This is a genomic window from Acinetobacter sp. TG2027 (assembly GCF_000302435.1).
Taxonomy (GTDB): domain Bacteria; phylum Pseudomonadota; class Gammaproteobacteria; order Pseudomonadales; family Moraxellaceae; genus Acinetobacter; species Acinetobacter pittii.
This window is the reverse complement of record NZ_AMJN01000045.1, coordinates 1-10,902: the sequence shown is the minus strand read 5'-3', so window position 1 is coordinate 10,902 and position 10,902 is coordinate 1. Positions and strand designations below refer to the sequence as shown.

The window sequence follows — 10,902 nt, the reverse complement described above, 5'->3', positions numbered from 1 at the left end:
TAAGTTTTAAAAGTCTAACTTATGGGGTGCAGTTCAGGACGGGAGAGGGACACCTTCGGGTGTGCTGGTTATATCTTTCACCAGTCTGCTAACCCTCTTTCGTTCTGCCACCATAAATTTAATGTCTGGCAGAACTCCCAATAAAAAGGAGTTGGCTTTGCACATCCATTATTTCTTGGCGGCCCTTGCCATAAGCTATTACGACACAGCTTAAACGTTTAAAGCAGTTTGATCGCCCTAAGGTTTTCAAGCTTTAAATCGTCACGACCAAAAAACTTACTCAACAATAAAACTTGAGATGTGCCAAGCACAGTCTTTATGGCTTTGCTGTGCCTTTTTTTCTCCCAGAAAGGGCACAGGTTTTTTATCTCATTTATATACAACAAGAATTTTTATAACGGTAAAACTATGCCAAAGTTAGTTCTCTCAACACGTGCTATTCAAGTTATTAATACGTCGATTGATTTATTTCAGCATCACGGCTTTCATACGGTTGGGGTCGACAGAATTGTTAAAGAGTCAAAAATTACCAAAGCGACCTTTTATAACTTTTTTCATTCAAAAGAGCGGTTTATTGAAATCTGCCTGATCGTACAAAAAGAACGTCTAAAAGAAAAAGTGGTTTCAATTGTTGAATACGACCAAGGCTTAAGCGTGAAGGAAAAACTTAAGAAACTTTATCTTTTACATACCGATTTAGAGGGACTGTACTATTTATTGTTTAAAGCCATGTTTGAAACAAAACTGACTTATCCAAAAGCTTATCAAACCGCGGTGAGATATAGAACGTGGCTTATTAATGAAATCTATAGCCAGCTTAGAGCAATCAAGAAAGATGCGACTTTTCAGGACGCCAAGCTATTTTTATATATGATTGAAGGCACAATTATTCAGCTTTTAAGCACAGGCCAGACAGATGAGAGGGAGAAAGTGATAGATCTTTATACAATTTATGTCTAACAGAGGCTAATAAATCTTTATTCTTTGTGGTCTATTAGCCATTAATTTTTATCCCTGCGGACGGTTTCCGTAACAGATTGCAAAAGTTTCATATTAATTACTTAATAACCAAAATCCCTTACATTTTGTAATGATTAATTCATCATAATTCCTTAAAAGGCAAAAGATATAAGAATGCCTATAATAAAAGGGAAATAGGGATGACAAAATTTATAGCTATCGCCGAAAAGGTTTACGAAGAATTCGAGAAAAAGAATTTATTTTCTGAAAGCACTATTGAGCAGCTCAATAACTTAGTGAGTGCGATAAGAAAAGAGCTCAAGGGTTCTTCATGTAAACTAAAAAATAATTACTTTGATTTCGAAGCGTGTTTAAACAAACCGCCCGATCAGTGCTTAGTTAAGTTAGATATCAGTTTAATGCCCAAATATAAAAATAAGCTTGAATACATTATGTGGTTAGCCAGCTTTATAGAAAGAATTACAGTTGGAGGCAGACCTAAGCTTCCACCACTTACTAGCTTGGTTCCTGCTGAATATGAAGCCAGACAAGAAGTTAAAGTTGATTTAGAAGAAGAAAAAAGAAAGTCAGAAGAAAGTGCCAATATGATTAGGAGCTATTTTGATTCTGACGATTATAAAAAAAATGAAAAAGGTTTGGCTACTTCATGATGAGAAGCGCTAATTATTATTTATAAATGAAAAATCTCAAGCAACTGTTTATAGGGACAGTTGCTTGTTTATGTTAAAAATCTAAAAATGATTATCAGCTGTAAAAGATGATGAGGACCCGTAAGTGGGTGCGTACCTTATATGGCCCAGAAATAAATATTATATTAAGGCTTATCTCTATTGGATCCAGAACTTTCGGGATTTTATTTACTCAGCTAATTTTGAACGTGATTCCATCAATGTAAGTAAGTCTCTTTTGACATGATCAAACTCTTTTTTAGGGATGCAGCCATACAATTTACACAGGATGAAGAATGAATAATTTGAATTTTAAAACTCTAAAGAAGTATTGGCTGCGATTCGTGGGTATTGCTGTAATCGCGGGCTCTTTAATATTGGCATTTGCTTGGGTCGCCGGTCTATTTGGGCATCGCACCACAAGCAAAACTTTTTTGGGCGACTCATTAAATAACTTTGATCCCGGATATCGACGTGCACACGGTAAGGGTATTTGTTTTGATGGCACTTACCACAGTAATGGTTCTGCAGCGGCACTCTCTAAAGCCACGGTATTTGCCAAGTCTGATATACCAGCAATTGGTCGATTTTCTATTGGAAGTGGTAACCCGCATGCAGCAGATAATTCTACAGCAACAGTGAGTATGGCTTTATTACTTTCCGCAGCTGATCATTCACAATGGCGCATGAAATTAAACAACTTTCCCTATTTCCCTACGCGAAATGCTGAAGGTTTTTTGGCGCAGCAAAAAGCATTTAAACCAGTTCCATCTACTGGCAAACCTGATCCAGCCCTTGTTGAGGCTTTTCTAAAAGAATATCCAGAAGCGCGTAAGTCTATTGAACAAAAGGCAAAGATGCCATTAACTGGTAGTTTCACTGGCGCAGAATTTTATGTCGTAAATGCATTTATATTGCGGGCCGCCAATGGACAAGAACAGCCAGTGCGTTGGTCTATGCGTCCTCATTCAAAATTCATTAGTCTGACCAAAGAACAACGTGATCAAGCTGGCCATGATTTCTTATTTAAAGACATCAAAAAACGTTTGGCTGAAGGGCCGCTATATTGGGATTTAGTTTTGCAACTTGCCGAGCCGGGAGACCCAGTGAATGACCCATCTCAACCTTGGCCAAAAGAACGCAAAGAAGTGATAGCAGGAACATTGGAAGTCAAAAATGTAACTGAACAGGTAAATGGCGTTTGCCGTGATATCAACTTTGACCCAACACTAGTTCCACCGGGAATTGAGTTATCAGATGATCCGGTACTTGCCGCTCGAGCAAGTATCTATTCACAGTCTTACAATGCTCGCTTACGTGAAATTGGATTTGGCAAAGCAACGGATGCCGTGGGCAAATAGGAGAGATCAGCCATGCAAAACAAATCTAACAATAATGCTCCACGCCATTTTAATTTGACTGCTCGAATTCTACATTGGCTTATGGCGGTAGCGATTTTGGCCATGCTATTTATTGGTGTGGGAATGACAACCTCAATCACTTGGCGTCCGTGGTTAATCGATATCCATCGTCCTTTAGGAATCGCAATCTTATTATTGGTCATCATTAGATTAATAAATCGACTCTATTTTCCAATTCCACCTTTGCCACCGACTGTACCGCGCTGGCAGGCATTTATGGCCCATGCATCACATTGGCTGCTTTATATTTTGATGTTTAGTTTGCCATTGCTCGGATGGGCTACGCTATCAGCAGGTAATTGGCCTGTAACTCTATTTCCGGGTTGGGACCTTCCACCTATAGCACCTACTAACTCTACGCTTTACGCTTGGTTCCGTACTCTACACGGAATTTTGGCTTGGTTATTATTTGCTGTGGTTATTGGTCATCTGTCTGCTGCGTTATTACATGCATGGATTTATCGCGATGGCGTATTCTCAAGTATGGCTTTGGGCTCTTCTAAACCATCAAGTAATGGATCTTCTGCTGAAAAGAAGAATGTTGATTGAGGGGGAGTGATTTAGCTCTTAAGCTCAGATCAGGTGGACGAGAGGGAAAAGATTTTCGATTGTTTCTTTAATCATCTGTTTGAATCTAAAAATAATTTAAATAATAGAATGTTTGGTTTGCTTGTTTTTTGTTAGATGAGCAGACCATAGACCCCGTGCAATAAGGTGAGTTCATTACTGCGACATAATCAAATCTTCCGATCTAACTTTTTGTTTATATTGTAAAAAAATAATATTTTGACTTTATTGGTATATTATTGCTATTTTATTTTACGTTAATCGTAAATTGATTACGTATTGCATAATTAAAATGAATTAATTTAAAGCATGTCATGGAGAAGGGAATACCATGAAAGAAGTTGCATTAAGTGATTTGATCAATCAGCAGAAAGTTGGACGCTATCAAAAATTTATTCTGATCACCTGTTTATTACTGATGATTATGGATGGCTATGACATCCAGTCTATGGCTTACGCAGCCCCAATGATTATAGAAGAATGGGGCGTTCAAAAATCCATGCTAGGGATTGTGTTTAGCGCCAGTTTGTTTGGTTTATTTGTCGGATCATTTTTATTAAGTTCACTCTCTGATCGTTTTGGCCGCCGTCCCATCTTACTGATCTCAACTTTTATGTTCTCGGTATTGATGCTGGTGACGCCACATGTAGGCAATATTGAGCAATTGACTGCAATCCGCTTTGTTACAGGAATTTTTTTAGGAGGGATCATGCCAAATGTTATGGCTTATAGCTCCGAAATTGTTCCATTCAAATCTCGTATTTTTACCATGATGGTCATTTCTTGTGGCTATACGGTAGGGGCAATGTTAGGGGGCGGTATATCCGCCTTACTAGTTCCTTGGGGAGGCTGGCAGGCAATTTTCTATTTTGGCGGTATTGTTCCTTTAATTATTTTCTTTATCACATACTTTAAGATGCCAGAATCTTTATATTTTTTGAGTGAAGATAATAAAAATAATCCTAAGATTTTATTTTGGTTAAAGAAGTTTTATCCCGCATTAACATTTAATTCAGAAATAAAAATCATCAATAACACTGAAGTTGAGGTTAAAAAGTCGCCGCTTCAGTTATTTAAAAATCAGCGCGCGTTTTTTACCTATTCCATCTGGATCATCAGTATTTTAAACATGATCAGTCTATATTTTCTGGCAAACTGGTTACCGACTTTGGCTAAAGAATCAGGGCTCTCACTAAATCAGGCATTGATGATCTGTTCCACTCTACAATTAGGCGGTACGATTGGTAGTGTGGTGATGGGCCTTAAAATCGATAAGACAGGATTCTATAAAGTATTAATTCCTGTTTTTTTGGTTGCAGTGATGAGTGTTGCTTTAATTGGCTATGCGGTTAGCCATATTGTTTTATTATTTATTATCATTTTTATTGCTGGCTTTGCCATTGTTGGTGGGCAACCTGCCATTAATGCACTGTCTGCCAGTTATTACCCAGTTTCACTTCGTACTACAGGAGTGGGCTGGAGTATCGGAATTGCCCGTTTGGGTTCGGTCATTGGGCCGCTATTTGGTGGCTACCTTTCTCAATTTCTGGTCATTACCCATTTATTCGTGATTGCAGCAATACCTTCGCTACTCGTCATTATTATGCTGATGATTCAAGCTAAGTACCGATCATAAAAACTATTACATCCATCATGCACATACTGACTGTAATTATGATCGGTAAGTAGTTACAAAGAGTTGGTTACTGTTACTTCATAAGCTATTTAACTCGATACCACGTTTGATTTCGACCAATTGCAGAGATACCAATATATCCACGCGCGGTAAGTTTTTCGCCATCTGGGGATACTGTTAAGCTAAAGCGATAGGTTTTATCAGACTGTGGGTCGAGGATAGAACCTTTATCATATTTATTTTGACCGACACTTTTTAAATTTTTGACGATGGTTAAGCCAATCAAAGATTTGTTTTTGTAGGTACCTTCACACATCGTACATTTGTTAGCCTCACTTGGAACAAGTATTTTTTCGATGTTTGCAGAGAGGTTGCCATTTTTATCTTGGCTAAATCTTACCAGCGCTCTAGGTTGATTGGTTGCATCATCAATGGTTTTCCAAACACTGCCATGTAATTTGTCCGAAGCAAATGAATGAACCGAATAAAAGCTGAATAAAATTAATAATAAATATTTTTTCATATCAATGTTTTCTCGAATTAAAAATAAATGGTTTCAAAGGCCAGAATTCTTCATTTTAAATTTAACTTCACAATTTTCTTAGTATTAAATCTATAAGCTAAATAATATGCAAAGTTATAATCTATTTGTTTGGATATTATTTTGATCGGTTTTTTTATGCAATTGCGAGAATGGACAGAATGATTAAGCAAGGTTTAAAAGCAGATTATAAATTACTGATAATTTTTAGAAGTAGTAGGGTGAGTAAACTGCATACAGTTTGATAAATAATGACAAAATTTACGCTTAGGAGAAATAAAAAACATCCACTACTTTTTAAATTAATTAGATTGCGTGTAACTCATCACAAATAATAAAAATAATATGCAAATCATGTGATTAGTATAGATTGACACTGTGCAATATTAAGTCTTATAACTAAACAATCCTGAAAGCTGTTTCTTTAATAGGAACAGAAAAAACACAATATAAAGATGAATAGACATTAGAACAAAAAGTTAAGGAGAGAAGAAATGAAAGTCATTAGACATGCTTTATTTTCTCTGATGGGAATGTTGACGTTAAATAGTGCAGATGCAGGAAATGCATCTACATCATTGAGGGTCAGTTTAACCATTTTAGAAACTTGTGAAGTTTCCACACAAGGAAACTTAGATTTTGGTTCGGTTGAACGTGCTCAGCCAGTTCCTACTGCAAGAACGGATGTAACTGTGCAATGCAGCAAAAATACACCCTATCAATTGGCTGTAACCTCTGACAATAACTTTGAACTTAAATCTACTAACAGCCCAGCATCTGTTGCATATGTACTGTATCAAGATGCGGGCCATACTCAAATTTGGGGAGGGGTGGCGGATAAAATACGTTCACGAATCGCGACAGGAATGAAAGAAAATATTCCTATTCATGGAGCGATCATATCAACTACGAATGTTCAGGCGACCAAGTATGAAGATTGGGTTCGTGTGAATGTTATATATTAATTTTGAAAACAAAAATAATCATAAATATCAAAACTAATTTATCAAAAAACTGTTTTTAGGGCAGAATAGAATATTTTAAAAAGCTACACCAAAATATGGTGTAGCCAGTTGTTTTGATAGAACTAAGCACCACGCATTAATGCTGCTACTGCTTTTTCCAGAAATTGTAGAGTCACTGGTTTGAGCCAAGTACCGTCAGCAAGGCTTGGTTCACTTTGCATTGCTGTACGGATTTTCTCTTGAGTACTTGGGTTTTTGCCAGCATAGCCTTGTAGCATAGAGAGCCATTGTTGTGCCGAACGCTTTGCTCCATCACTATCTGGTGTGACCTCGGCATCAATCAATTTTTCAATATCAACCAATAATTGAGGCCATTTTTTCATCTCACGAATATAATTCTCTTTTAGAAAAATAAACTCATCGTCAGATAAATAACGGGCAAAAATACTCAGCTTACTCTCAGAAAAAGCTTTAAGTAAAAACTCAACAACTTCTGGCTTTACGCCTAATTTTTCCTGAAATTCAGGTTCGGCTGAGTTTATGGCATTTAGTTTAACTAACCATTCTGGGTTAGCTCGCGTATTGTGCTCAAGAGTTTTCATCCACTTTCGAGCTAGGTCTTGAGCTGCTTCACTGTTAGATGGTTCACCAGCATTAAATAGTGCATTTGCTGCTTGAGTTAACTCTTGCCATTCTTGGTGGCTTTTAGTGCCTGCTTGTAAGAAAGTCAGTTTTTCAAGCTCTTCTTTTGTAAAGTATTTGTCAAACATCGCGATAAGCTCCAGTGTTTTTAGCCAATCCTCCAAACCAAGCTCTTCACCCCTTATGATCTGAGATTTAAGTTTGCTGAGCTGATTTCGCAATTTCTTTTGCTCTGTCAGCCTTTGATCAATTGCTTGAATCTGCTGATCAATAATCGGTAAAAGCGCAAGATTGGGGTCTTCAAGAACCGTATGGATTTCGGCTAACGACATTCCCAGTCCTCGTAATGCTTGAATCTGATGCAAACGAGTAATGTCTTTGCGGGTGTATAGTCGATAACCTGCATCGGAACGGACCGAAGGCTGAAGTAAACCGATATCGTCATAGTGATGAAGAGCACGGACAGTAAGTCCTGTTTGCTTAGCCAATTCACCAACTTTTAACAGCATCTTTTTAGCTCCTTCTTCCTTAGGCGTGTTTTATGCTAGGGGCTTACGTTACGTGAGGGTCAACTACTTTAAATCATATTTTTCATTATTTTTGCTTTGGTAGATATCCGAATTTATTTGATCCGTTTTCGGAATATCTTAAGAGATTAGTTAAGCCAGTTTTCTTGGATAAAAATGATTTCAAGCCATTCCCGTCATGGAGTGGCAATATATTTAACAAATCAACAGCAATCGATACTCGCCATCTTTTTCAACAGGTGCTCGGTGAACACAAGGTAAAACCTTTTGAGTTGGATGATCTACTGCTAAACGCCAAATATGTCCCGTGCCTAAATTTACAGGTTGAGCATCGGGTTTAGGCTGATAATGCAAATCAAAAAAATACTCTGCCAAAAAAGCTTCAAATTCAGCATCAGAGCCATCATGTAATTCTTTGAGCTTTTCTCTAATTTCTGGAATTAAAACTTTTTGTTCAACTTGATCATTGGGCACAATATCGCTAGCAGCGCCATGATAGGTACATAAGAATGTATCGGTTTCAATGGGGGAGCGATCAACATGGAATGAATATACATCGGTTGAAATGAAATCTAGTTCTTCATCGCGTTCATAGTTTTTAAGCAAATTAAGTACAGGTGATGCACCAAAATCAGTTAATAGCTCGATATCTTCTAAAATAGTTGTCCTTGCAAGATTACCTTTTTCTGAAAGTTGTAGCGCTAAAAGGTCTTCAATAGAAACTTCTGTAATATTTTCTTTTAACTGAAGATTATTCACAATTTCTCTAAAGTCGCCCACCAAATTTCTGTGCCAGCAAATCGCATTTGTCTCTCCTTGAAACTTTGTATTTACAAGTTCAGGGAAACTAGACACTTGTCTAATTTGGTTGCTGTCAGAAAATGCGTTCTTCATATGTGAATTAGATAAAATAATAGAGCATGTCTAATATTATAGCCTGAGCTTAGCCAAAAAATATTCCATTCCAATTTATTAAACCAGCTTAGGCTTACTTCAGAAGAACATTCTAGAGTTAAATAACTAATAGTTTTTTATCAATAATAGATATTTCTCTTTTCATTGATTTTTTTAACTAATCAAACTTAGTAACGTCTGGTACTGACTCTAAATAATCAAAAAATTGCTGTATTTGTTCTTCTGTTACCCGTGCTGTAGAAATAGGTGGTAACTCATCTCTACTAAAGAATCCAACTTCGGGTGTTTCAATACTTGGTGTCAGTTCACCATCAATAATTTCACACCAGAAGAAAGCCTTATACACATGTAAAAACATGGGAGGGTGTGGGTGCTTGGTTCTATCAGTTAAAGCTAATAATTTAATGGCCTTAACTCGTAAACCTGTCTCTTCTAGAACCTCTTTTTCAGCATTTTCCGATGCTGAGTAACCTACGTCAGCCCATCCACCCGGAACAGACCATCGCCCATCTCCAATTTCTTTTGCTAATAATAATTTATTTTCTTTAAAAACAACTGCTCTGACATCTAGTTTTGGGGTGGCATAACCTACATCTTGGAGCACGTTATTAATAAAATTTTCTGTTTTGATTTCTTTTAATTCTAATAAATACTCAATGTGCCCTAAGAGTTGTTCATAACGTTCTTTGTCATAAACATCTTTTGAATAATGTAAACCTGTTTGAGCAATACCAGTAATTTTATTTAAAGTTTCTAACCACTTCACTGAGTCATTCATTGCAACAGAGGCCTTCATGCTTATATCTTTCAGCTATAGTAAGACATAGTCAGCCGAAGCACTATTAAACAGTTGTTAACTGAAATTTCAAGCTGAGTCTTAATAGGTTTTGTACGATTAATAGCTCTAATTAAATTCACTCTTTAAATAAATTTGACTTAATTATGAGCGGTAAACCAAGACTACTTAATAAACTAGTTCGAGAATTTGGTACATTCTTACTTTCTAAATTAACAAGCTCAATAAATTCTTTATTAAATTGTTTTCTAGGATATTTTTCTAAAATTTCATTTCTAAAAGAGACGGGGAGTCTATATAGACCGTCACTAATCACATCACAGGATGCACCTTGCTGTAATAGCGTAATTTCTGCTGGGTCAGAGTGATCTATATAGCCGTTCATATGTAAGCAGATAGCATCTTTAATAACTCCACTTTTATTCTCATCAAAGCTATGTTCTTTAGCCTTTAGCTCAAATTGTTTAGCACTCTCATAGGTAAAGCAGTTACAACCTTTACTATGAATATGTTGCTCAGTTAAGCCAATATCATGAAAAAGTGAGGCTATTAAAAGTGACTCATGATCAAATTGCTGCTTTTGTATATTGCCTAGGGCAGCCCCCCAGAAATAGGTGCGCCATGAATGATTATAGATAGATATATCTGCTTTAGCCTCTAGTTCATCAAGCGCGACTTTAACCATTTGAGTATCTGGTATCACGATCTGATCGATATCAAAATCGCTAGAAGTTTTGAACCGAAAGTAATTTATTTTTATAGAGGCCATAACACTTGGCAGCATAATTTTTTGCATTAACTTAACTTTCTGTTTGAAGCTGAGCTGACCATTTGTAGCTTGCATCCAGTGATATGAACCAATTCTTTTAGTTTTCATGATTAGCTCTCATTTTAGAGTAATTACTCTAAAATATTATCATAGATAATTTTTTGCAAGTCGTATCTTTTAAGACCTCGTTAGAACTTTGATTGATAACCATTTTATAAACCCCAATTTAACAATAAATTTTAATTATTTATCCTTACTTTTTAATGATCTATTTTAAAGCAAATGTCATTTTGTGTGCTTGACTGAAAGAGGTCTGAATATTATTCTTCGCCTGCTGGCCACATTGCCAGTCGGTCGTCGCGGACCGCTTTTTTCGACCACATCAGGATTATTTCTTCTGAGGAATAGTCTTGTGTGCATCTCGTTCCCTCCCGTAGCGGTAGGATGATCTGACCCCATAAAGTTGGACAGTTA

The 10,902-nt window shown here is 36.7% G+C and carries 11 protein-coding genes; 6 read left to right on the top strand and 5 right to left on the bottom strand.

What is annotated here, in order from left to right; all coding sequences use genetic code 11:
* Positions 1 to 408: 408 nt before the first annotated feature.
* From B806_RS0112085 to B806_RS0112065, 5 genes are all read left to right on the top strand, one after another.
* Positions 409 to 960: a TetR/AcrR family transcriptional regulator gene (locus B806_RS0112085; protein ID WP_025466696.1), complete on the top strand. Its 552-nt coding sequence runs from the start codon at positions 409 to 411 to the stop codon at positions 958 to 960.
* A 200-nt stretch (positions 961 to 1,160) separates the two neighbouring features.
* Entirely contained in the window at positions 1,161 to 1,631 is a 471-nt protein-coding gene (locus tag B806_RS0112080) for a hypothetical protein (RefSeq protein ID WP_017403081.1), read from the top strand.
* A 314-nt stretch (positions 1,632 to 1,945) separates the two neighbouring features.
* Positions 1,946 to 3,010 carry a catalase family peroxidase gene (locus tag B806_RS0112075; protein ID WP_017403080.1) on the top strand — a complete coding sequence of 355 codons (1,065 nt, stop codon included), beginning with the start codon at positions 1,946 to 1,948 and terminating at the stop codon, positions 3,008 to 3,010.
* 12 nt (positions 3,011 to 3,022) lie between these two features.
* Positions 3,023 to 3,619, top strand: a complete 597-nt coding sequence (locus B806_RS0112070; protein WP_017403079.1) for a cytochrome b/b6 domain-containing protein — start codon at positions 3,023 to 3,025, stop codon at positions 3,617 to 3,619.
* 349 nt (positions 3,620 to 3,968) lie between these two features.
* Positions 3,969 to 5,273, top strand: coding sequence for an MFS transporter (locus B806_RS0112065; protein ID WP_017403078.1), 1,305 nt, complete (start codon positions 3,969 to 3,971; stop codon positions 5,271 to 5,273).
* An 85-nt stretch (positions 5,274 to 5,358) separates the two neighbouring features.
* Here B806_RS0112065 and B806_RS0112060 read toward each other — a convergent pair whose 3' ends face one another.
* Positions 5,359 to 5,796, bottom strand: a complete 438-nt coding sequence (locus tag B806_RS0112060; RefSeq protein WP_017403077.1) for a DUF2147 domain-containing protein — start codon at positions 5,794 to 5,796, stop codon at positions 5,359 to 5,361.
* Positions 5,797 to 6,308: 512 nt separating this feature from the next.
* Here B806_RS0112060 and B806_RS0112055 point away from each other — a divergent pair.
* Entirely contained in the window at positions 6,309 to 6,779 is a 471-nt protein-coding gene (locus B806_RS0112055; RefSeq protein WP_017403076.1) for a spore coat U domain-containing protein, read from the top strand.
* Between the two features lie 122 nt (positions 6,780 to 6,901).
* Here the strand turns inward: B806_RS0112055 and B806_RS0112050 are convergent, their stop codons facing one another.
* The 4 genes from B806_RS0112050 to B806_RS0112035 form a co-directional block, all read right to left on the bottom strand.
* Positions 6,902 to 7,930 carry a MerR family transcriptional regulator gene (locus B806_RS0112050; RefSeq protein ID WP_017403075.1) on the bottom strand — a complete coding sequence of 343 codons (1,029 nt, stop codon included), beginning with the start codon at positions 7,928 to 7,930 and terminating at the stop codon, positions 6,902 to 6,904.
* 213 nt (positions 7,931 to 8,143) lie between these two features.
* The gene (locus tag B806_RS0112045; RefSeq protein WP_017403074.1) at positions 8,144 to 8,842 is read right to left on the bottom strand and encodes a DUF1826 domain-containing protein; all 699 of its coding nucleotides are present in this window, start codon (positions 8,840 to 8,842) and stop codon (positions 8,144 to 8,146) included.
* A gap of 178 nt (positions 8,843 to 9,020) precedes the next feature.
* On the bottom strand, positions 9,021 to 9,641 hold the full coding sequence (locus B806_RS0112040; protein WP_025466695.1) for an NUDIX hydrolase: 621 nt from the start codon (positions 9,639 to 9,641) through the stop codon (positions 9,021 to 9,023).
* Positions 9,642 to 9,777: 136 nt separating this feature from the next.
* A complete protein-coding gene (locus B806_RS0112035; RefSeq protein ID WP_017403072.1) occupies positions 9,778 to 10,536 on the bottom strand; it encodes an HD domain-containing protein in 759 nt (252 codons plus the stop codon).
* Positions 10,537 to 10,902 lie beyond the last annotated feature (366 nt).

Bases quoted from the DNA above. Each gene is read 5' to 3' on its own strand.
- B806_RS0112085 (WP_025466696.1), top strand. From the start codon at position 409: ATGCCAAAGTTAGTTCTCTCAACACGTGCTATTCAAGTTATTAATACG.
- B806_RS0112065 (WP_017403078.1), top strand. From the start codon at position 3,969: ATGAAAGAAGTTGCATTAAGTGATTTGATCAATCAGCAGAAAGTTGGA.
- B806_RS0112070 (WP_017403079.1), top strand. From the start codon at position 3,023: ATGCAAAACAAATCTAACAATAATGCTCCACGCCATTTTAATTTGACT.
- B806_RS0112040 (WP_025466695.1), bottom strand. From the start codon at position 9,641: ATGAATGACTCAGTGAAGTGGTTAGAAACTTTAAATAAAATTACTGGT.
- B806_RS0112050 (WP_017403075.1), bottom strand. From the start codon at position 7,930: ATGCTGTTAAAAGTTGGTGAATTGGCTAAGCAAACAGGACTTACTGTC.
- B806_RS0112035 (WP_017403072.1), bottom strand. From the start codon at position 10,536: ATGAAAACTAAAAGAATTGGTTCATATCACTGGATGCAAGCTACAAAT.
- B806_RS0112080 (WP_017403081.1), top strand. From the start codon at position 1,161: ATGACAAAATTTATAGCTATCGCCGAAAAGGTTTACGAAGAATTCGAG.
- B806_RS0112075 (WP_017403080.1), top strand. From the start codon at position 1,946: ATGAATAATTTGAATTTTAAAACTCTAAAGAAGTATTGGCTGCGATTC.
- B806_RS0112060 (WP_017403077.1), bottom strand. From the start codon at position 5,796: ATGAAAAAATATTTATTATTAATTTTATTCAGCTTTTATTCGGTTCAT.
- B806_RS0112055 (WP_017403076.1), top strand. From the start codon at position 6,309: ATGAAAGTCATTAGACATGCTTTATTTTCTCTGATGGGAATGTTGACG.
- B806_RS0112045 (WP_017403074.1), bottom strand. From the start codon at position 8,842: ATGAAGAACGCATTTTCTGACAGCAACCAAATTAGACAAGTGTCTAGT.